Source organism: Pseudovibrio denitrificans JCM 12308 (assembly GCF_001310815.1).
Classification (GTDB): Bacteria; Pseudomonadota; Alphaproteobacteria; order Rhizobiales; family Stappiaceae; genus Pseudovibrio; species Pseudovibrio denitrificans.
The window spans coordinates 73,950-96,410 of record NZ_BAZK01000018.1 but is presented as its reverse complement, the minus strand read 5'-3'; the positions used below and the strand labels follow the sequence as shown (position 1 = coordinate 96,410).

General features: G+C 51.4%; 17 protein-coding genes and 2 pseudogenes. 12 read left to right on the top strand and 7 right to left on the bottom strand.

Annotation, left to right across the window (positions count from 1 at the left end; translation table 11 throughout):
* Positions 1–642: an HAD family hydrolase gene (locus JCM12308_RS20775; RefSeq protein ID WP_014286706.1), complete on the bottom strand. Its 642-nt coding sequence runs from the start codon at positions 640–642 to the stop codon at positions 1–3.
* 164 nt (positions 643–806) lie between these two features.
* Entirely contained in the window at positions 807–3,650 is a 2,844-nt protein-coding gene (uvrB, locus tag JCM12308_RS20770) for an excinuclease ABC subunit UvrB (RefSeq protein WP_054784943.1), read from the bottom strand.
* 254 nt (positions 3,651–3,904) lie between these two features.
* Here uvrB and JCM12308_RS20765 point away from each other — a divergent pair, with 254 nt between their 5' ends.
* Both JCM12308_RS20765 and JCM12308_RS20760 read left to right on the top strand, forming a co-directional pair.
* Positions 3,905–4,276 (top strand): hypothetical protein, encoded by a 372-nt coding sequence (locus JCM12308_RS20765; RefSeq protein WP_208978807.1) that lies wholly within the window; start codon positions 3,905–3,907, stop codon positions 4,274–4,276.
* A gap of 118 nt (positions 4,277–4,394) precedes the next feature.
* Positions 4,395–4,895: a hypothetical protein gene (locus JCM12308_RS20760; protein WP_054784942.1), complete on the top strand. Its 501-nt coding sequence runs from the start codon at positions 4,395–4,397 to the stop codon at positions 4,893–4,895.
* 54 nt (positions 4,896–4,949) lie between these two features.
* On the opposite strand, the gene JCM12308_RS20755 is transcribed toward JCM12308_RS20760, so the two are convergent.
* The 3 genes from JCM12308_RS20755 to JCM12308_RS20745 all read right to left on the bottom strand — a co-directional run bounded on the left by JCM12308_RS20755 (position 4,950) and on the right by JCM12308_RS20745 (position 9,674).
* Positions 4,950–6,182, bottom strand: a complete 1,233-nt coding sequence (locus tag JCM12308_RS20755; protein ID WP_054784941.1) for an OmpP1/FadL family transporter — start codon at positions 6,180–6,182, stop codon at positions 4,950–4,952.
* A gap of 613 nt (positions 6,183–6,795) precedes the next feature.
* Complete coding sequence (locus tag JCM12308_RS20750) at positions 6,796–7,995, bottom strand: OmpP1/FadL family transporter (RefSeq protein ID WP_054784940.1); 1,200 nt, start codon at positions 7,993–7,995, stop codon at positions 6,796–6,798.
* A gap of 734 nt (positions 7,996–8,729) precedes the next feature.
* Positions 8,730–9,674: a heparan-alpha-glucosaminide N-acetyltransferase gene (locus JCM12308_RS20745; protein WP_054784939.1), complete on the bottom strand. Its 945-nt coding sequence runs from the start codon at positions 9,672–9,674 to the stop codon at positions 8,730–8,732.
* Between the two features lie 244 nt (positions 9,675–9,918).
* On the opposite strand from JCM12308_RS20745, the gene JCM12308_RS20740 reads away from it, so the two are divergent.
* Positions 9,919–10,332 carry a septal ring lytic transglycosylase RlpA family protein gene (locus JCM12308_RS20740; RefSeq protein WP_373282397.1) on the top strand — a complete coding sequence of 138 codons (414 nt, stop codon included), beginning with the start codon at positions 9,919–9,921 and terminating at the stop codon, positions 10,330–10,332.
* A gap of 72 nt (positions 10,333–10,404) precedes the next feature.
* Positions 10,405–11,382 carry a DUF1402 family protein gene (locus tag JCM12308_RS20735; RefSeq protein WP_054784937.1) on the top strand — a complete coding sequence of 326 codons (978 nt, stop codon included), beginning with the start codon at positions 10,405–10,407 and terminating at the stop codon, positions 11,380–11,382.
* Positions 11,383–11,426: 44 nt separating this feature from the next.
* Here the strand turns inward: JCM12308_RS20735 and JCM12308_RS20730 are convergent, their stop codons facing one another.
* Complete coding sequence (locus JCM12308_RS20730) at positions 11,427–12,092, bottom strand: MBL fold metallo-hydrolase (RefSeq protein WP_054784936.1); 666 nt, start codon at positions 12,090–12,092, stop codon at positions 11,427–11,429.
* Positions 12,093–12,641: 549 nt separating this feature from the next.
* On the opposite strand from JCM12308_RS20730, the gene JCM12308_RS32510 reads away from it, so the two are divergent.
* The 5 genes and pseudogenes from JCM12308_RS32510 to JCM12308_RS33105 all read left to right on the top strand — a co-directional run bounded on the left by JCM12308_RS32510 (position 12,642) and on the right by JCM12308_RS33105 (position 17,080).
* The gene (locus JCM12308_RS32510; RefSeq protein WP_054784935.1) at positions 12,642–13,289 is read left to right on the top strand and encodes a cold-shock protein; all 648 of its coding nucleotides are present in this window, start codon (positions 12,642–12,644) and stop codon (positions 13,287–13,289) included.
* Positions 13,290–13,485: 196 nt separating this feature from the next.
* A pseudogene (locus tag JCM12308_RS20720) lies at positions 13,486–14,338 on the top strand (23S rRNA (adenine(2030)-N(6))-methyltransferase RlmJ).
* Positions 14,339–14,517: 179 nt separating this feature from the next.
* Positions 14,518–15,042: a hypothetical protein gene (locus JCM12308_RS27925; protein ID WP_128647450.1), complete on the top strand. Its 525-nt coding sequence runs from the start codon at positions 14,518–14,520 to the stop codon at positions 15,040–15,042.
* 84 nt (positions 15,043–15,126) lie between these two features.
* Complete coding sequence (gene hemG, locus JCM12308_RS20710; protein WP_174519207.1) at positions 15,127–15,675, top strand: menaquinone-dependent protoporphyrinogen IX dehydrogenase; 549 nt, start codon at positions 15,127–15,129, stop codon at positions 15,673–15,675.
* Positions 15,676–15,820: 145 nt separating this feature from the next.
* Positions 15,821–17,080 (top strand): glutathione S-transferase N-terminal domain-containing protein, encoded by a 1,260-nt coding sequence (locus tag JCM12308_RS33105; protein WP_373282395.1) that lies wholly within the window; start codon positions 15,821–15,823, stop codon positions 17,078–17,080.
* A gap of 55 nt (positions 17,081–17,135) precedes the next feature.
* Here JCM12308_RS33105 and JCM12308_RS20695 read toward each other — a convergent pair whose 3' ends face one another.
* Positions 17,136–17,801, bottom strand: a complete 666-nt coding sequence (locus tag JCM12308_RS20695; protein WP_014286725.1) for an outer membrane protein — start codon at positions 17,799–17,801, stop codon at positions 17,136–17,138.
* 436 nt (positions 17,802–18,237) lie between these two features.
* Between JCM12308_RS20695 and JCM12308_RS20690 the strand changes: the two genes are divergently transcribed.
* From JCM12308_RS20690 to JCM12308_RS20680, 3 genes and pseudogenes are all read left to right on the top strand, one after another.
* The gene (locus tag JCM12308_RS20690; protein ID WP_506344899.1) at positions 18,238–19,182 is read left to right on the top strand and encodes a calcium/sodium antiporter; all 945 of its coding nucleotides are present in this window, start codon (positions 18,238–18,240) and stop codon (positions 19,180–19,182) included.
* A 101-nt stretch (positions 19,183–19,283) separates the two neighbouring features.
* Positions 19,284–21,316 (top strand): annotated as a pseudogene (uvrC, locus tag JCM12308_RS20685) (excinuclease ABC subunit UvrC).
* A gap of 83 nt (positions 21,317–21,399) precedes the next feature.
* Positions 21,400–22,431: an endonuclease/exonuclease/phosphatase family protein gene (locus tag JCM12308_RS20680; protein WP_208608792.1), complete on the top strand. Its 1,032-nt coding sequence runs from the start codon at positions 21,400–21,402 to the stop codon at positions 22,429–22,431.
* Positions 22,432–22,461 lie beyond the last annotated feature (30 nt).

Here is a 22,461-nt window from a genome sequence, read left to right as displayed (position 1 = left end):
TTACTTCAACGCTTCGGCAACAGCGCCTGTCAGGTTTGTTGCCACTGGGGCGCCGGTGGCGATGAGGCGGTTGTGGGCGTACATGCCAGTGGAGACGAGAACAGCAGAAGCGCCGAGGCCCTTTGCTGCGTCAAAGTCATCAATGCTGTCGCCAATCACACAGACGCTGGAAGGATCCACGCCGAGCTTGTCGATATGCGCGCGAAGGGCATCAATCTTGAAGTGCTTGCTCAGATCCTGTGCGCCATCAACCCGGGTGAAGTGCTCGTAGATGCCGTTGTGACGAACCAGAGAAACCAGCTCCTCATGCGGTGCCATGGAGAGAATGGACTGGCTTTTGCCTGCGCCGCTGATAGCTTCAAGCGCGTGCAACGCGTCAGGAGCCAGGGGCAAATCGTACATCACCGGCTCATAGACTGCACCAAACCCGCTATAAAATTCAGAGAGCTCAACGTCTGTTGCATCGCGCCCCATCACAGCCTTGAGATAATCGGCAAAAGGACGCGTATGATGCTGCCGCACATCATCGAACGTTACACCGGTCAAACCAGCCTTTGCAAAAGTATCGATGCCGTATTGTGCTGTGATCTCAAAATCATCCAGCAGGGTACCGTTCCAGTCCCAGACAATGTGCTTAATCATAGACCTAACCAGTTTCAGGATATCGCCGTAAAGTGCCCGGTGGCGCTAACGGATATGCAAACAGAACATTTGCCTCACATGTGGTGCAAACAGTGACGCCTGTCAATGCTGCGCATCTCCGTAGAAAGAGACGCGAAGCAACAAGCTACAGCTGTTGGACTCGGTTAGTTCTTCTTCCTGAATGTCCGCGTACCCGGACGTCCACCAGAGCTGCGGCCTGATGTTGTCCGGCGTTTCTTCCTCTCACCCGTGGCACCAGCAGGTGTCGGCAGATCCGTTCCCGGTCCCATCTCACCTAGCCGCGGTTTGTGCACCTTGCTGCCAGCATCGGCTTTCTCCGCCTCTGCCTTGGGCAAGTTGCCGGAAGCGCCATATTTCTTCTTACCGCCAAAACCGCCAGTCTGCTGCTCTACGGAAGACTGCCGCGCCATCGGATCATCCGCCACCGCAAGCTCAGTCTCCTGCAGACGTTTGACCTCATCACGCAGCCGCGCTGCTGTCTCAAACTCAAGATCAGCCGCCGCTTCACGCATCTGCTTCTCAAGGTCTTCAATGTGGGCCTTGAGGTTGTGACCAATGGTGGCCCCTTCCTCAGCAAAGCCAGCATCCACCGAAACGTGATCCTGCTCGTAAACGCTTTCCAGAATATCGCCGATGGAGCGCTTCACGCTCTCCGGCGTGATGCCATGCTCTTCGTTATACGCTTCCTGCTTGGCACGACGACGGTTGGTTTCCGCAATCGCCCGCTCCATAGAACCTGTCATGTTGTCTGCGTACAGAATAACCTTACCATCCACGTTACGCGCCGCACGACCAATGGTCTGCACCAGCGAAGTTTCAGAGCGCAGGAAGCCTTCCTTATCCGCATCCAGAATGGCCACCAGAGCACATTCCGGAATATCAAGGCCCTCACGCAACAGGTTAATCCCGATCAGCACATCAAACGCACCGAGACGAAGATCACGAATGATCTCAATACGTTCCAGCGTATCAATATCCGAGTGCATATAACGCACACGCACACCGTTTTCGTGAAGATACTCGGTCAGATCCTCCGCCATGCGCTTGGTCAACGTGGTCACCAGCGTACGGAAGCCATTTGCCGCCTTCTCACGCACCTCACCCAGCAGATCATCCACCTGCGTCTTGGCAGGCCGGATCTCGATATCAGGATCAGTCAGGCCGGTCGGGCGGATAACCTGCTCAGCAAACACCCCTCCGCTCTCATCCATCTCCCAGCCGCCCGGTGTCGCGGAAACTGCGACCGTCTGCGGACGCATGGCGTCCCACTCTTCAAACCGGAGCGGACGGTTGTCCATGCAGGACGGCAGACGGAACCCATACTCCGCAAGCGTTGCTTTACGCCTAAAGTCACCCCGGTACATGGCGCCAATCTGCGGCACGGTCACGTGGCTTTCATCAATAAACACAAGCGCATTGTCAGGCAGATATTCAAACAGTGTTGGCGGCGGCTCACCCGGCGCACGGCCCGTCAGATAGCGAGAGTAATTCTCAATACCCGCACAGGCACCCGTCGCTTCCATCATCTCCAGATCAAACGTACATCGCTGATCCAGCCGCTGCGCTTCCAGCAGACGGCCATGATCATTGAGCTCATCAAGACGATGTTTCAGCTCTTTCTTGATGGACTTGATCGCCTGATTAAGCGTCGGCTTCGGCGTCACATAGTGTGAGTTCGCGTAGATCTTCACCAGCTGCAGCTCACCGGACTTCTTACCCGTCAGCGGATCAAACTCGGTGATGCTTTCAATCTCATCGCCCCAAAGGGAAATACGCCACGCCCGGTCCTCATAGTGCGCCGGGAACACTTCAATCGTATCCCCCCGTACGCGGAACGTTCCACGCTGGAAAGCCGCATCATTGCGCTTGTAGTGCAAGGCCACCAGATCCGCGAGCAACTGCCGTTGCTCAATCTTCTCTCCAACTTCCAGCTTGAAGGTCATCGCCGTATAGGTCTCTACCGAACCAATACCGTAGATACAGGAGACCGACGCCACAATGATAACATCATCACGCTCCAACAGGGCACGGGTCGCCGAGTGGCGCATCCGGTCAATCTGTTCGTTGATGGAGCTTTCCTTCTCGATGAAGGTATCCGTCCGAGCTACATAGGCTTCCGGCTGATAGTAGTCGTAGTAGGAAACGAAATACTCAACCGCATTGTTCGGGAAGAACGCTTTGAACTCCCCATAAAGCTGTGCGGCCAGTGTCTTGTTCGGCGCAAGGATCAATGCCGGGCGCTGGGTCTGCGAAATCAGCTGCGCCATGGTGAAGGTCTTACCCGACCCCGTTACACCCAGCAGCACCTGTGTTTTATCACCATCCGCCAAACCAGCTTTCAGATCCGCAATCGCTTTCGGCTGGTCGCCTTTCGGCTCAAACTCAGATTCCAGAGAAAAGGCAACGCCGCCCTCAGACTTCTGCGGACGCTCTGGTCGATGCGGTACCCACGCATCTTCCCCCGTTTCATCAGAACGTCCCTGCTCAATCAACCGTGCCAGCGCCTGAACAGTCGCAGTCGCACCGGTAATCGTCTCTTCCTTGGCCTTCTTCCGCTTTTTCTTTGTCTCCTTGACGTGAGTATCAAGCAGCTTCTCAGCGTCTTCCAACGAGATGTCCAAACCGGCAATCGGGTTCAAACCACCCTTGGCCCGCTCACGCGGATCACTGGTCGCCCCCATAGACGTACCCCGCGCAGATTTCGCAGGAGCCTTCTTATCCTTCGCAGCCGATTTCTTAGCCGCAGGTTTCTTAGCTGCCGTTTTCTTCTTTGGCGCAGGCTTCTCTTCAGCTGGCTGCTCGGCTTCTTTCTTTGCCTTCAGACCAGAAAGATCTTCTTCAGCAAGCTGATCAGCCCAGTCAGAAACAGAGCCGGACAACGGACTGCCGGAAAGAGCTGGCTGCGGAGCCTCACCAAAGCCGGAGGAAGACCCTTCAGCTTCTGGGAGTGAGGATGAACTGGAAGTTTTTGTGGGGCGCTTAGTCATGGGCACACTATGCCGCGAGTCATTTGGAAAAGAAAGTATGTTCTTCCTTCGTTCCATCACTCTCGCGTAATCATCCTCTTAATTTGTAAGGACAGTTTTGAAAGAACCCGTTGCCCTCTCTTAACCAGACTGAATGCATTGGATTGAGTGGTGCCTGAGGTTGCCGCAGACTGCGCTTCAACAGCCAGAGCGTGTTCTGGCCCGCACAGATAAACACAACCGCTCTCTCTCACTCACCGAGCAGGACAATAAGAATGAAAAAAACACTTTTCGGACCTGGTGCCATAACCACATTTTCTGCCGCCCTCCTCCTCGCGTCCGCCACCCAAGCAGCGCCTTCCAAAAACGTAAGCGGTGAGGTCCTCGTCCCACTCAACTACATCATCGGCTTAAAAGAAGACGGTTCATCCGACCAGGCTGTGACAGAAGCCTGCGAGAAAAAGTATGAAGTGGGCATGGGCAAGGAAATCTTTGTCGAGTACCAGATCAGCCCAACACAAAACCGCGCGGTTGCGCTGGTGGAAGACACCGAAGTCAGGCTCACCCCTCTCGGCATCCCGGAGACCTACTCATTCACCTCAGATAAAATGCCGGATGTGTTGAAGCAGAAAGGTTCCTACGTGTGATCTTCACAATGGAAGATGATTTTGATGACGAAGTGGTCCACATCATCGCCGCTGGAGATCAGCCAACAGACAAGTGCTTCCTCAGCACCGAAGCCTTCAAGCTGAGACAATAAGGCGAATGCCTTACACAGCAACCGCCCGCCAACACACACCGCTCAGCACATTCGCAGTGATGGTGTGCTTTGGCACTGCAGTTCTTTTGGGATCAGCCGGCAACGCAAATGCCCGGCTGATCACAGAAGAACTCATGCTGCCCATCGCCCACTTCGGCACCGCCGTCAGCACCGGACTGGCCTCCTCAAACATGACTGACCACTGCCAGTCCATCTATGACGAGTTTCGCGGAACAGCTGTTTTCGTCGACTATGAAATCGACACCAGCTCAACCTACGCCTTCGCCGAGATCGCCGTCGCAGGCGAAATCGTAAAAATGACCCCACATCCCATCAAGGCCCACTACAAGTTCTTCAGCAACAAGCTGCCCAAACACCTGGCCAGCCTCGGCGCACAAGCGGTGATCTTCCGGATCAACAACAAGTTCAAACATCCTTCAGTCGAAATCCGCTTCAGCAACAACAACCGCTACGAATGCCACCTCATCGCCTCATCCCCCAAATAAAAAAGGGCCAGAGATCACCATCCCCGGCCCTATAATTCTCAAAGATACAACAACTTAGAACGCGACGCGGATCTTGGAAGAAACAGCGAAGTTCCAGGAGGAGTCGTATTCGTAGTCGGTGTTGACTTCAGAGTTAATAGCCGCAGTCTTAGAGATGTCATAGCTACCTTCACCTGAAGTCTTGAAGATTGCTCGCCCGCCAAGTGAGAACTTAACATTATCTGCCAGATCGTAGCTACCACCAAGGCTGAGGGAATAGGTATCAGAGTAAGGGCCACCGATGCCCTTGTCCCAAGTAACACTGCTTCCAAGGCTAAGCTTGTCTGTCAACTTATGACCGATACCAGCTTCGACAATCCAGCCATCAGAGTAACCAAGATCGCGGACTACTTTTGTTGGCACTGGACCACCTGGAGAAGCAACATCTACAGCGAGCTCGTTAAGGACACTCCAATCAGTCCATTTAACTCCAACTGTCGCCAACCATTTAGGAGCGATGCCGGTCTGGACCTTAGCCTCGATTGATTGAGGAAGAGTCGCTTCTGCATGTGAACCGAAACTTCCAATATTCTGAATAGTGAGATCGCCGTCAAGCTCTATATCAATTGCAGATTCATACGCAATCATTGCACGCAAGGCAATTTCAGGTTTCTCAAATGCAGCACCGATGCGATAGCCATATTGGCGCTCTGAATCCACATTGATATCTGTATCCAGATCGATAGTGCCAACAGGAAGGCCACTACTAGGATCGATAACTGGTGCCAAGGTTTTCGACAGCTGCTCATAGTTAACTGTCACAGAACGCAAACCACCGAACACACGAACGAAGTTACCGTTGCTCACTTCGTGCTTGTAGCTCAACATTGCATCGAAGCCCAATGCGTCAGCATTGGTTTCGCCAATAGCATAACGACCATTCCAGTCAAAGCCAGGTTGCTCGCGGATTAGATAAGGCTGGTTGAGACGCGCGTACAAATCTAGATTGTCCAGCAGTCCAACTTTTACAGCACCAGAAAACACTGCGATGTTCGGCGCAATATCGTCAGCAGATGAATTAGATGTGACTTCTGACTGACCAGTCTGATTGGTCTTTGCATTCTTGAAGTCAACGTTACGATCAGCATAGGTCGCCTGAGTTTCAAAAACAAACTTACCGTCAGCAAACAGAAGATCGTAGTCAGCAATACCTTCAGTGGACCAGCCGCCAGCGAATGCAGCAACAGGAACCATGGATACCGCGCAGCCCAGAACGGTGGTCTGAGCCAATGTTTTGAGAACACGCATGCCCTCTCCCCCTTATGTTTCCCCATATACAATGTTTAAAACACTGATTTCAGGTTCATTCAGTTGGGAGCACTTGCTTAAGATACGGAAATTGCAGCGCGTTTCACCCCAATGCGATACACATGCAATCCGCACTTAACGAGTCTCTACGTGTCTCGCGCCAGTGCAATCCCACCAATTTGCAGAGCAAACTGATATAGTTCTGACTGCATGCATAACGCATTGAGAGAAATAATCACCCCTCCCATAGTATAAATACTACGCCATTTCGTTTGGGCAGGCATTTCAAGACTTAAATATAACCTAAGGTAAATAATGATGATATATTTACTTAACTTCGGAGCAACGAAGTTAATCACCAGATGACGCCATGTATTAGACTATAGTCAAACTTACCTATACGTAAATTACTTAAGAGTTTTGAGCTAGCTTTTCCAACAAATCAACATGCTCATTTCTCCACAAAACTGTTGCACAAACAGCACAAATCGGGGTGTTGCTTGCACAAATCACACACAGTGAGGGATTCCCCGCAAATCGCAGTATGAACACCCAAAACGACAAAAGCCGGAGACAGCGCCTCCGGCTTCGCATTTGAGTTCTCGTAAATGTATCAGAATGACAAACGTATCTTAGTATTCACTGCATAAGCCCAGGACGCATCGTAGTCATACTCGTTGACCGTACCTGATGCAAAGTTAGTTGCATCACCCGATCCTGCAGTTTTGTAGATAGCTGCAGTCCCAACAGTAAACTTCACGTTTTTATTGGCAGCATAAGATCCACCAAAACCAAAAGTGTAGGTATCAGAGTAACTACCACCGACACCACGATCCCACTGCAGTGAACTTCCCAAGCTCACCTTCTCATTAAGGGCATGACCGATCCCTGCTTTAACAGTCCACCCATCCTTAAAGTTGAGTTTCCGATGAACTGTCTCACCCACCGCAGCTCCATTCACAGGGTGAAAGCTATCTACAGACAAGACATCAATTACGGACCAATCAACCCACTTCACACCAGCACTCACCAACCAACCTGGAGCAATACCAGATTGCACATTTAGTTCGACCGACTGAGGTAAAGTTAAGGATGCAGTGCTGTCAAAAGCCTTCGAGCCTCCTACGATTGTATCGCCACTGAGATCTGTTTCGATTTGAGAGTCATAAATCAGACTGGCGCGTAATGCGTATGCAGGCACTTCATATGCCACACCAACGCGCCAACCGTAATCCAATCCATCAGCTTTCAGATCCACCTCAGCAGTTCCAGCTAGTGGATGAGCTCCCTTTGAATAATAGCTCAGATCCTGAGCTTTCACCCCTGCAATTGCACGGAAGTATCGTCCCTCACCCACTTGAAATCTGTAGGCGCAGGTTGCATCAAATGCGAGCGTCCGAGCTTGTGTCTCATAACCAGAAAAACGGCCACGCCAATCAGGATCCATTTCCTCCTCAATTGATAGAGGATTATTTATGCGCGCCATGCAGTCCGCATTGTCCGTAATACCGAATTTTAATGCACCCTGATAATTCCAAATATTTGGAGTAGCGCGTGAAGTTGCTGGTCCACCTGGGTTGACTACAGTTGGCGGCACGCCTGGAATAACAAAACTGGCCGCAGTGTTGTCGTAGTCTACATTGCGATCAACGTAGGTCACAGAACCTTCGACCACAAACTTCTCAGGTGCAAAAAGCAACTCAGACGAGCCGATACCAAGCGTATCCCACGCGCCCGCTAAAGCTGAGCCTGATCCGGCCAGCACAAAGCAGCCTGCTGCGAGGCCGCGGCCTGCATTCTTTAAAACCCGCATACTCTTCCCCCAATGCTAATGGGTCTCGTGCAACTCCCCAGGGCCGGACCCACGTTTGAAGGGATGCGAAGATATGTCGTGAAAGAAGAGCCAACCCCTAAGAGGTGGCATTATGTTTAAAACATTATTTGAGCATAGATTACGACTATACTTCCTCCACCAGCACGAAAATCCCAACATCACTTCATAATAACTGCGTATATTTACCAAGTGATATATTATCCGCACATTTATCGTGGTCAATACCATCCATATGTAGTTTTGAGTATTTTTCTTCTAAACCTAACTTTATGTGAGCTACACAAATAAGCAAAATATGACTTTCGCATCAAAATGAAAACTCGCGCCCAAATGGAAAAACTCATTCAATTCTAAAGCTTACGTTTGGGTAATATCAGAAAATGTGTCGCAACACTGCGGGTCGGCCTGCAATGCCAAACCCCTTAGATTTCAGCGGGCAAAAAAAGCATATTTTTTCAATGCAATAACGACGCAGCAGCATATTTGAGGCTTAACACCACAAATATGCTGAAGCTCGAGGCCCAACTGATTCACGGCTAGCCCCATCACACATTGCGCGGGCATATCTTTTTTGAGGAAGGAGGATAAACTCTGACACCAGAGGGAATATCTTAGCTTTCAGCACATCCCTGAAAACTGAAGGTAGCCATAGAGCCACTCAACGAGAAAAACACCAAAGTAACGCAAATTTCCCTGCACAAGCCTCGATAGCTCTAGGGCCGCAAGCACACTTGAAACACCTGCTGCGCAATCTCACGCACATCAGGATCATTCGGCCGAACCAGCAGATCTTCCCAAACACCACGCTCCATCAGCTCAGCAGATGTACACTCGCAAGCTCGCGCACATTGCTCCGCATCAACGGTCTGGCTACACACTGCGGTACATGACTGTTGAAAGCTTCGCACCTGCACATCACCGAACAGACCGACATTCACACCAACCCAAACGACACCAAACAGGATCGGTTGATGAAGAAGGTAGGTCGCGAGCGAATGACGACCGAACCACGCAAAGCAACGCGAAATAACGCTCGGCGACGCAGAACCGCGCAAAAACCGCAAAAGGTCGTAGCGGGCAAAGATATCCCCGCAGCCTACGCCCAACAGCACAGGGCCAAACCAGGGAATAAGCGGCACATAATCAACGGAAACTTCGGGTAATGAGTTGAGCCCCAGCCAGAAAAACTGGCGATAAGGCAGCACGTAATCCCCCAGCCAGTGGTAGAGCAAAATCACCCCTGCCCCACATAGCAACGCAATTATGGAGTGAACCCGCAAAAACGGCAGAGCGAGCAAGCTGGAAACCACAATGGAATGCAGAATGCCAAAGCGAACCCATTGATCCTGAAAGATAAAGTAGGTTGCGACAGAAACCGCCAGCGCAGCAACAGCAACCTTAATCTCCCGCCGCCAGAAACTCTCCCATCGGATGCCATTTCTATGTGCCAACACAAGACTGAAGCCAACAAGGAAGAGAAAACTACCGGCAATCAATTGAGCGAACAGGCGCCAACCCGGCGCACCGGAGACATCCCAGCCAACAACATTGAACCAAGAGAGATCCCAGGAAAAATGGTAAATCGCCATTGCCAGAAGTGCGAGACCGCGAGCGACGTCCGCGAGGATAAGTCTGCTTGGCAATGGGTTTTGCTGCACGTTATTCCCCTATTCAGGATCTGCGAAAGCGGCTTGCACCACTACAAACGCGTTGATTATCTTCAACCTACATAAACCAACTCACCAACACAGAAAATCTCTCCGGTCCCTAAAACAAGGGAAACCCTGTATAAATAGGGAAGCTAAATAGCCAATAGGCTTCGGAATGTCCTGGAACAATAAAGGCTTAGCCCATCGCGGCAGCCGCATCTACGCCCTCCTCCTTCTCATCACCGCCATCGTGATCGTGTTTGTTGCTTTCATTTTGCGCCCCCATCAGGTTGAGATAAAAACTTCCTCCCAATGCGGTGAGGCATCCTGGTATGCCCTCACCTCTCAAACGGCCAGCGGGGAAATGATGGACCCGTCCAAACTCACGGCGGCCCACCTCACGCTTCCAATGGGCACCCGAGTGCTGGTCACAAACCTCACCAACGGCAAATCACTGACCGTGCGCATCAATGATCGTGGCCCTTATGCACAAAACCGCCTGATAGACCTTTCCAAAGCAGCTGCTGCAGAACTAGGTTTCATTAAAAGCGGTGTAACTCAGGTAAAAATCTCAGTCGCCAATGAATTCAAACAACATTTGAAAGGGCACAAATGTAATAATCAACAATATACTTTTAATAGCGCCACAAATACATTGACTGAATAAAATTTTAGGACAATTACTATACACATAAGCAATCAGAACCTAAAATAATGAATAGTCCAGAGTTCGATTGCTATGAAGTTACCGCGTAATACCAGTGCTGTTCTTTTAGCATTATGCCTGACCTTACCCAGTGCTGACCTGTTGCTGAGCCCGGCAAAGGCCAACGTGCCGCTTGTTGTGCCTGCTGGCAACCGGTTGAAGATCCAGCCAACAATCCCAACTGCATCCGCAACCCGCACCAAAGCGTTCAATCGAACCTACGAGAAGAAGTTCCAGCGTATTCTCACTGTGCTCAGAAGAGAAAACCGCCTGATCCGGAACATCAAAAAAGTCGCCACACTCTATAATATTGATCCCGTTCATATCCTCGGTGCCATCGTCGGCGAGCATACCTACAACTACGACAGCCTCGACAGCGCGCAGGGCTATTACATGAAAGCCCTGCAATACGCCCGAATTCCCATTTCATTTCAATATGATGGCGAGAAGGTTTGGAGCTTTGTAGAACGCCCGCAGTTTAATAACTGTCACCGTGAAGAAACCAGCAACAGTCGCTGGAGATGCTATGAACTCATCTGGAACTCCAAGTTCATGGGCAGACGCGTCGGCGGCATCCGCTATCCCAGAGAGCCATTCCACCGCGCTTTCTTCCGCCCTATGTTTGCCGGTCAAAGCTTCGGCTTAGGTCAGATAACCCCACTGACGGCCTTGAAGATGAACGACATGGTCAACAGCATCAGCGGCCTCCCGAGGCTCAGTTCCAAAGATGCATCAGGTCTTTATAAAACAGTGATGGACCCCAACAAATCCATCCACTACACCGCCGCAGTCCTGAGAGATGCGATCAACGCCTACAAGCAAGTCGCGAACGTCGACATCTCTGAGAACCCTGGAATCACATCCACGCTCTATAACCTCGGAAACCCTTGGGAACGCGCAATTTCTTACAGAAACAAGCGCCGCATCAGACCAGCTCACCTGCCCCGCGAGAACTATTACGGCTGGCTGATCAATGAGCGCATTGATGAACTCAGAGCCATCCTGCAATAAAAAAGGGGAGCTGAAACTCCCCTTTCCGCCACAGTATCTGAGGTTTACTTCAGGTACGGGTTGTTCAGTCGCTCGTGGCCAAGCGAAGACGCAGGACCATGTCCCGGCAGGAACGTAATGTCATCGCCCAGCGGCAAGAGCTTCTCTTTGATAGATGCAATCAGCGTATCATGATCACCACCCGGCAGATCGGTACGCCCGATTGAACCGGCAAACAGAACATCACCGGAAATCGCCAGCTTCAGATCTGTATTATAGAAGACGACGTGCCCCGGAGCATGGCCTGGGCAATGCAGAACCTGAAACTCCGCACCACCAGCAGTCACCACATCACCCTCCACAAGCCACTGATCTGGTTCAACTTTACGCACGGCATCCAGACCGAACTGCTTTGCCTGATCCTCAACGCGGTCAATTAGCGGACGGTCAGCCTCATGCGGGCCAATCACTTTCACACCCAAAGCTTCCGCCAGCTCAGCAGCCCCACCGATATGGTCGATATGCCCGTGAGTGATGAGGATATGTTCAACAGTAACGCCAAGCTCTTTCAACGCAGCAAGGATGTGATCAACATCCCCACCCGGATCAACAACAACCGCTTTTTGCGTGCTTTTGTTCCAGACGATGCTACAGTTCTGCTGGAAGGCAGTGACCGGGACAACAGTAATCTGAATTCCTGACAGATCTGCTTTATTGCTGGCATCACTCATAAGTGCTCAATCTCCAAATTCCGAATTCCACGCACCATACAGTAATCATATTTGGCGGGCTACTCTCCGCTGCATTTGAACTCAGCTAATATTACGATTTTCAAATACAACCTCCAAAGCAAGTCCAAATAAATACCATTTATAATTGCGATCACAGTCAAACATGCAAATTTCATTTGTCATCGCAAAAATATTCGATCTTTTAGAGGTAAACTATGCCGTTTTATCCTCTAATTTCTGGTCACACCCCCAATTTCATAGGGTTTTACCTCCACCTTCCCTAGGAAAAGCTTGCCCTATTACCAAACTGAACCCTATTATATGCCGCGCATTCGTGAAGACTGCCTATGTTGATCTGGCCAATATTATTACCCGGCCAAGCAAATTAGGGAGCATTTGCGGTGTAAGGCAGGTAGGAGCTCTTAACCAAAGCCCCACTAGGACATTTGATTTTATTATTTGTTTGTTTTCGGACGGGCATTTGGCTTTGAGAAAGCGAGTACATGCGGATACTGGCAGGTTTAAATCCGCAGGAAAGGCGATATTGTAATGCATAATGGGAATTCGGGTCGTCGTCCACGCAGCAAGCGAGGCGGCAAGCGCGAATTTGGGGATTCGCAGAATTTCGGCCCGGAGTTTGGGGCACCAGCTTATTTTCCAGGAGATACCGAGCGCGATGCCTACGCGCCTCCGATGATGGAAAATGAACGCAGAGGCCCCTATGGGAACCGCAACTCGGGAGGGTACGGCGGAGACCGGAATAACGGTTATCGTGCAAGCGGACACGGAGATGGTGACCGCGGCGGATATGGCAATCGTGGTGGCGGCGGCGGAGGCGGTGGCTTCCGTGATGGTCCAAACGGCGGTGGCGGCGGTCGACGCAGCTATCCTCCAGTAGAACGTGGCCCACGCCAATCAGGCACCGTTAAGTTCTTCAAACTGGATAAGGGCTTTGGCTTTATCACTCCAGATGAAGGCGAAAACGATGTGTTCGTCCATATCTCAGCCGTTGAACGCTCCGGCCTGACCACGCTCGATAGCGGCCAGCGGATTTCCTTTGAGACAGAACCTGATCGCCGGGGCAAAGGTCCAAAGGCAGTTGAACTGCGCCTGGAAGATGGTCCAGCAGCTTCATCTGAAGACTCTCAATCTCAGCCAGAGATGAACAACGATTTTGACAGCATGGGTCAGGACTAAGCCTCCTGAAGCAGCTCTGTTGATTTTCTAAAGGCAGCATTTCGCTGCCTTTAGTTTTGTCCGCAACCTGCCTCTTTGCGCCTTGTCTCCTCCCCCGCCATCAGACTATAAGGCCGACAACAAACTCAGTCACAAGCGCGGCCAACGGCAACACATTCCCTCCGGCTGCGCGAAACAAAGGCCAACAGGCGCCACTATGAACTACCGGCACATTTATCATGCAGGCAACATCGGCGATGTCCTCAAACACGTTGTTCTTGCCAACATCCTGAAGTACCTCCAGAAAAAAGATGGAGCCTACCGGGTGCTCGATACACATGCCGGTATCGGCCTGTATGACCTGACCTCAGAAAAAGCGCAGAAAACCGGTGAATGGCAGCAAGGCGTTGGCAAGGTGCTGGAAAACATTGATGCCGCATCTGATCAGGTAAAAGAAGTCCGCCCCGTGGCTGGAAACCGTTGAGAATCTCAACCCCGGTGGCGGCGTACAGTTTTATCCGGGCTCCCCGGAAATTGCCTGTATGCTCGCCAGAAAGCAGGACCGCCTCACACTGACAGAACTTCATCCAGAAGATTTTGAAGAGCTGAAGAACAATTACGGCGGGGACAAAAAGGTCAAGGTGATTGCACTGGATGCCTGGCTGGCATTGGGTAGCTTCCTCCCCCCAAAAGAAAGACGTGGCCTTGTACTAATCGATCCGGCTTTCGAAGTGGAAGACGAGTTCAAGCGCCTCGCAGAGGGCGTCATCCGCGGCTGGAAGCGCTGGCAAACCGGCACATTCGCGATCTGGTACCCGGTCAAAAACCAACGCGTCGTCAACCAACTCATTGCAACACTTGAAGAAGCTGGCATCCGCAACGCTGTGAAACTGGAACTCTCCGCAGGCCAGATCAGCGATGACAGGCCAATGAAGTCCAGTGGCATGCTGGTCATCAATCCACCTTGGACACTCACAAGAGACATGAACACAGCCCTGCCATGGCTCTGTCAGACCCTTTCTCAGGGCAAAGGTGCAGAATGGTCTGTGAAGCAGGTCATTGCTGAGTAACCCCTCAGAACCTTTGATTGACCAGAATCCGCAAATCACTGATTGCTTAAAGCGCAGGATAAAAGCTCATGCGCTTTTTTGTATCTCGTCGCGCCTCGTAAAGAGGCTGGTGCATTCACGCTTCCTGCAAGCAGCCTTCTGCTGTTCAAGACCAGCCAGCCTTTCCGTGGAGAGTGTTAATGCGCGCGAGATCAATCCTCACACTATTGACTGCAACTGTATTGAGTGTTGCCACCGGGACGACATTTGCCGCTGATCTTGCCCCTCCGGGAACTTATGACTCCAACATCCCTCAGATAGACAAGGAAGACTTCATCGATCCAGATGAGAAGGTCTATTTCGGATGGTCCGGCGACTACCTTCCAGCCTGTGACTCTGGCAAGGCCCAACGCGCTGTCGCCCGCCAAATCGCACGTGCAGTGCCCAGCTACTATGGTGGATTGCAGATCAAGCTGATTGAAGATATTCGCGAGTCCGAGTTCACGATCAGAAGACCCAGTCCTGTAGGCAGACGCTATTGCAACGGCATCGCCACCCTGACAGACGACGCCCGCTACCGAATTTATTACGCACTCGTACAATACGATGGCTTCCTTGGCATTTCGTGGGGGGTCAAAGCGTGTATCGATGGCCTCGACAAATTCCGGGTCTATGACGGCGAGTGCCGAACCGTTCGCCCAGAGCAGGAAATCATTCCGCGCTAGCAGCCTTGCTACATCATGCCTCGTAGGATGAAGGAAGCTGGAGATCTATAATCTATCCAGCTCAGTCCTACGGGTATGCAGTTGATGAAACACTATCTCGCCTACGCAAGCCATGATGGCCAAACCAGAAAAATAATTGGCAAGATCTCAGAGATTCTTGAACTCAAAGGAGAAAAGGTTGTCTTCTTCCCCCTTGCAACGGGGATGGAACCACTCCCCTCTGATCTGCAAGATACCAGCATTCTGATCGGTGCGCCTATCCGATACGGCTTTCATCTCAAGCCAGTACGCCAGTTCGTACAGCAAAATCTAAGCAAACTGAACTCGGCTAATGCAGCCTTCTTCTCAGTCAATTTGACAGCTCGAAAAGCCGAGAAGAGCACACCAGAAACCAACGCATATCTCAGGAAATTCCTCGAAAAATCAAAGTTCCAGCCAAAGCAGGCTGCTGTCTTTGCAGGTGCGCTCAACTACCCTGATTATAAACCGTGGGATCGTCTGATGATCCAGCTCATCATGAAGATGACCAATGGTCCAACAGACCCATCCCTCTCCATCGAGTTCACGGATTGGCAAGCCGTTGAACGTTTTGCAGAAGAACTCGCAAGCCCACGAGAGGCACGGGCACTTTAGCAGTGAAGTCACTTGCATTGTTGGAAGAAACACGGATATCGTGCAGACCACTCAATTCTCCTAGAGCGTCTCCCCGAAAAGTAATTCCGGTTTTCGGACAAGGATGCGCGTAACAACATGATTTAGTGTTTTACAGGTGGCTGCCATGCAAACTCTTCGTTCCTCCAGCGCTTCTCCTTTTGGTCGCAAAATCAAGCTCGCGCTGTATGTGTTAGGCTTCGCAGATAAAGTGAACGTGGAAGTCGCTAAGACACTGGATCCAAACGATACGCTGCGCCAGCAAAACCCACTCGGCAAAATCCCTTGCCTCATTCTTGAAGACGGCAATGTGCTCTATGACAGCCGCGTGATCACCGAGTATCTGGACTACATGGCAGGCGGTGAAAAGCTGATCCCTGCCGGTGCTGAACGCTTTGACATTCTGACCAAGCAAGCACTCGCGGATGGCATCTGTGATGCAGCAATCCAGATCGTCTATGAAGGCCGTATGCGCCCTGAAGAGAAGAAGCATCAGGATTGGGTAGACTACCAGCAGGCCAAAGTAGATCGCGCGCTCACAGCCTTTGAAAACAATCTACTCCCTCAGGTTCAGCACAACTCACCGGATGCTGCACAGATCGCCCTGGCTTGCGCGCTCGGATATCTTGACCTGCGCTTTGCAGGCGAATGGCGCAAGTCCTATCCAAAGCTCGTCGCATGGCTTGATGACTTCGCATCCAGCGTTCCAGCCTACGACAAAACCAAGCCTAGAGCCAGGAGCATAAGAGCTGCAATGATCATCCTTCGCACATCACCAACCTCTCCTTATGGGAGGAAGGCTCGCATTGCTGCGGCTGTCCTTGGTCTTGAAGATCAGATCAAAGTCGATTGGGCTGACACCCGAGCCTCTGAAGGATCTTTGTACGAGCAGAACCCGCTTGCAAAAGTCCCGACACTCCTGCTTGAGAACGGCGAGAGCGTTTACGACAGCCGCGTTGCGCTGGAGCTGCTGGACGCGCTTGCAGGCGGCGGTAAGATCATCCCAACAGGTGAAGCACGCATTTCAGCGCTGACAAAGCAGGCAATGGCGGACGGCATCACGGATGCAGCCATTCAGGCGCAGATCGAAACCAGAAATCATCCGGAAGAACACTGGAACACAGTCTGGATCGAGCGCCAACAAGGGAAGGTCAACCGCACACTCAAAGCGTTCAACGACCAACCGCTTCCAACACCTGCACAAACCAATGGCATCCCGGACTGCGCTCAAATCGCTCTGGCATGTTCATTGGGTTATCTGGACTTACGGGCCAACGGCGACTGGCGCCGCGAAAATCCGGAGCTCATATGCTGGCATGACGCCTTTGTCGAGCAGGTGCCTGCCTACAATGAAACACTGGCACCAGAGATGCTTGAAGGAAGCTAAAACAAAAAAGGCGCATGCGAGAAGCATGCGCCTTTAATGCAGAAAATCCGTTCAATTAGAACTTCATGGATACGCCTGCGCGTACCAGATTTTCATCGATCTTGGTTTTTTCAGTAGTACCACCGAAGTCAAACTTCTGGTCACCGAAATCCTGGTAGAGGTATTCGAGGCGAGCAGTCAGAGTGTCGGTTACTGCGTGTTCAACACCAGCACCTACAACGTAACCAATCGCAGTTTTCTCATCCTTGCCTGCAGAAGATTTTGCAGTCAGGTCTTTGAATGCAGCACCACCTGTACCGTATACGAGGGTACGGTCGAGAGCGTAACCAGCACGAGCGCGAACAGTCGCATTCCAGTCAGACTGCAGCTCTACGCCAGCGCTTTTCTCTTCAAGGTCATTGTACTGAATGTCAGCTTCACCACCCAGCACAACGCTAGGAGCAACCATGAAGTTGTAACCAGCGTGAACGCCTGCAGTTACACCGTTCTGGTCGTCATCCAGAGCACCGGATGCACCGCTTTTGCCATCAGCGCTGAGGAAACCCCAGCCAGCGTTGGCACCAATGTAAGCGCCGGACCAGTCATACGCAGAAAAGGTCGCTGGTGTTTCATAAGAAATTTCTGGCTGACTTGGCTGCACTGGCTGAGGGAGGTCAGCAGCAAGGGAAGTGCCGGCCATCAGACCGAAAGCAATAGCGGTACAAGACGCAATACGCAGCATGTATCATTCTCCAACAAATATAGGCGGAGCGCATGAAGCGCATCCGCTGGGGGAAGGCGATCAAATGAGACCGCCCCGGGATGGAGAAAGGTATGATTTGACTTTGTGGCTGGATCTGACGCGAATTCTGGTTAATTCAAGGCAAACTACAGAAAGAATATGGCGACTTTGACAACCTATTGTTTACGCTAGGTAATATATACTATTTGAGTGGCCTTTTTACTATACACAAGCTGTGATCATTTCTGCCGACTGAAATTTTTGCAGAGATCAAGTATCAAAAGTGATCTGAGACACTTCAAGAACGCCGCAAACCTGTCTATATACCCGGTCAGACTCTTGTCTGCCCCCTTCGGTGTAAACAAAAAACCATATATAATTGGAATTTCAGCCTATGCTTTTCTCATATGCTGCCCTCCTCGGAGGTCTCGCACTCTTGATCTTTGCCGGTGACCTGCTTGTACGCGGCGCTGTGTCAATTGCTCAGGCATTGGGAATTCCAACACTCATCATCGGCTTGACCATCGTCGCCTTTGGTACCTCTGCACCAGAACTCTTCATCTCCCTGAAAGCTGCCTTCGATGGCGTAAGTGGCGTTGCAATCGGCAACGTGGTTGGTTCCAACATCGCCAACGTGCTGCTCGTGCTCGGCGTCCCAGCCCTCATCGCAACAACACCGTGCGATGAGAACGGCGCTCAGAGAAATGCCCTGTTCATGCTGGTGGTCTCTGTAATCTTTGCAGCTCTCTGCTTTATGGGTACCCTTACCCACTATGCAGGCATCGGCCTTCTCATCTTGCTCGCAATCTTCCTCGGCGATTCTGTACGCGCAACAAAGAAGCACAAGAAAGAAAACGGCTCCTGCTGCACAACAGCCTCCGACGATGATGAAGAAGACGATCTCGACGTTGATTCCGTTCCGGAAAACAAAGGCATTGCAGCTCTTTTCCTGATCCTCGGCCTCATCGGCTTGCCACTCGGCGCCCAACTGACCATCTCAGGCGCAACCGATGTCGCTTCTTCCTGGGGTGTTTCTGATGCAGTGATCGGCCTGACAGTCGTTGCTCTTGGCACTTCCCTGCCAGAACTCGCTACAACCGTAATGGCTGCAATCCGTCAGCACTCTGCGGTCGCACTCGGCAACGTCATCGGTTCCAACGTTTTCAACCTACTCGCTATTATGGGTATCACGGTCACCGTTATTCCGATCCCGATCCCAGAACAGATCCTCGTCTATGATATCTGGGTCATGCTGGCCTGTGCCGTACTGCTCTATATTTTCGCAGCCAAGCGCCTCTGCCTTGGCAAAGCATGGGGCATTTTCCTAAGCGTTGCTTACGTCGCTTACATCTATGGCGTATTTGCTCTGGATTTCATCTAAGAGTCACACCTAAAACGCTTTTGAGAGAACGCACCTGCCGTTGAATCGGGTAAGGTGCGTTTCCATATTTTACTTCTGAACATACCGAGAGCGAACGGACCATGGCCAAAGACACATCCGACATGCCTGCCCAAGCAGAAGACAATGTCGATGTGCCTGAGAGCACTCCAGAAATCCAGTTCGAAAGCAATGCCTCCCCGCGCAAGCCTGGCGTAAAGGGTGTTGAAGTCATCGCTGACTTCGTCAAACGCCTGCCACTTGGTCCTGGCGTCTACCGTATGTTTGATGAGGATGGCGAAGTCCTCTACGTCGGTAAGGCCCGCTCTCTCAAAAAGCGTGTGACCAGCTATACGCGGTTGCAAGGACAATCCAACCGCATCATGCGGATGATCATGCGACTGCCGCCATGGAGTTTGTCGAAACCCGCACAGAGCCTGAAGCCCTGCTGTTGGAAGCAAACCTGATCAAGCGATTGCGACCTCGCTTCAACGTGCTTCTGCGCGACGATAAATCCTTCCCGTACATCCTGATCAGCGCTGATCACGAGGCGCCTGCCCTGATCAAACATCGCGGCGCCCGCATCAGGAAGGGTGACTACTTCGGCCCATTCGCTTCCGCAGGTGCAGTAAACGACACCATCAACGCCATGCAGAAGGCGTTCTTGATCCGCAACTGTTCTGACAGCTATTACTCCAATCGCTCACGCCCTTGCCTGCTCTATCAAATCAAACGCTGTGCAGCTCCATGCACCGGCGAGATCTCTATCGAAGACTACAAAGGCCTTGTAGCTGAAGCTAAATCGTTCCTTTCCGGCAAAAGCCAGCTCATCAAGCAGGAACTCGCTCAGGCCATGGAGAAGGCCTCCGAGAACCTCGACTTTGAACAAGCCGCAGTTTATCGCGACCGTATTGCAGCACTCTCCCACGTTCAGAGCCACCAGGGCATCAACCCTCAAGGTATCGAGGAAGCTGACGTATTCGCTACCTACCAGGAAGGCGGACAAACATGCGTTCAGGTCTTCTTCTTCCGTACAGGACAGAACTGGGGTAACCGCGCCTATTTCCCAAAGGCGGACAAAAGCTACGAGCCCTCTGAAATTCTGGAGAGCTTCCTCTCCCAGTTCTACGAGGACAAACCACCACCACGTATGGTCCTGCTCTCCCATGATCTCGAAGAACAGGATCTGCTGGCAGAAGCCCTGACAGCCCGCGCAAACCGCAAGGTTGAAGTCGCAACACCAAAACGCGGAGAAAAACGCGAACTGGTGGAACATGCGCTCACCAATGCAAAAGGCGCACTAGGCCGCAGACTTGCTGAAACCTCAAGCCAGTTGAAACTCCTGAAAGGCGTTGCCGAAGCCTTTGGATTGGATCGCACCCCGCGCCGCATCGACGTCTTCGATAACTCCCACATTTCGGGAACCAACGCGGTCGGCGGAATGATCGTTGCTGGTTCTGATGGCTTTGCAAAAGGCCAGTACAGAAAATTCAACATCAAGTCGGAAGACCTAATCCCCGGCGATGACTACGGCATGATGCGAGAAGTCCTCTCCCGCCGCTTTGCACGCCTCCAGAAAGAAAATCCGGAAGGTTACGAACAAGCAGCACGCTTCAAAGCACAATCCAAAGCGAGCCAAGAAGCCAAAAGTGATGAGCAGGACATCGCCCCTTCAAACGCCGACATCCCTGCGTGGCCAGATCTGGTTCTGATCGATGGTGGTAAAGGGCAGCTGAGCGCTGTGCGTGAAACGCTGGAAGAAATGGGCATCACCGACATCCCACTCGTCGGCATCGCCAAAGGCCCGGACCGCGATGCAGGCCGCGAAAAGTTCTTCGTAACTGGAGAGCAAAGTTTCATGCTGCCAGAGCGCGACCCGGTTCTGTATTTCGTCCAACGTATGCGAGATGAAGCCCACCGCTTTGCCATCGGCTCTCACAGAGCCCGTCGCAAAAAAGCTGTTGTTGCCAACCCACTGGATGAAATCGCTGGCATCGGCCCGGCAAGAAAGCGCGTTTTGCTCCGTCATTTCGGTACGGCAAAAGCCGTCTCAAAGGCAGGCATCGACGATCTGAGAGCTGTCTCTGGTATCTCCGAAAGCATAGCCAAGCTGATTTACAATCACTTTCACGAATAATCACGGGATAACGCGTTGTTTTTACAAATAGAAAACGACTCTGCGCTATTCTCGATAAAATTTAACAGCCAAAGGTGAAGTCAGTGCGATCAGACAGGGTATTTTTAAAGAAGAAGCAAAATACCCCAATACTGCTTCATCTGGTCCGTGCCGGAACGCTTGCTGTCACCTTCCTGCTTCTGTTCTCATTGGTTGCACCGGGCAATCTTCTCAGCGAAGCAGCTGCTTTCTTCATCCCACAGCTCATCGCAGCAGGTTTTATCGGTCTCCTGATCTGGCTTGTCATGGCCAGAAGACTGCATTGGCTTCATCTGCTGTGCCTTCTGGGCTTGATTATCTCCAGTTTCTGGATGGTCACCAGTATTCGCCTTGTCAGACAACCCACTGCTATTCTGAAAAACCATCCGGACAGTAAGAGCTTCGACGTCATGAGCCTCAACCTCCTGCATATGCAGTTCGGAAAAGAAGCTCTTCAGGAACTCATCGAAAAACGCCAACCCGATCTGATCGTGTTCCAGGAAACCGCAAGTGCAACACCGCGTCTCCAAGCATTCCTGAGAGAAAACTATCAGTACGCGATCCTACCACCTGAAAAGAAAGACACCGACCTCACAGTCTTCAGTAAGTTCCCATTAGAGAACTCAAAGCGCAACCTTGTACCGGGGCTGGGGTTCAACGGTTACATTCCCCGTGAGTTCTTGAGCGCAGATGTCAATGTCAATGGCCGGAAAATTCAGCTTTACGCAATCCACCCAGCAAGCCCGCGCAGCAAACGTCGACTGAATGGTCGCACGACCTATGTGGATTATGTGTCCAAGCACATCCAAGAACATCGGACAGATACACCCATTATGGTTTTAGGGGACTGGAACACTCCGGTCTGGTCAGATACCTTCCAGAAGTTGCTGGCTGATCTGAAGCTGAAAACAACATTCACAAGCTTCGTTCCGCAGACCACGCGATATTTTATCAATCCATTCCTTGGAAAGGTGTTGGGATCTAAAGTCGATCACATCACCTCTTCTGAAAAAATAATCATCAAAGACCTTATGATTGGCGAAGACGTCGGCTCAGACCATTTTCCAATCTTCGCAACACTTCACATATTACCTTAAAGTAAGGCTATAATAACTTTCTAGGAACTA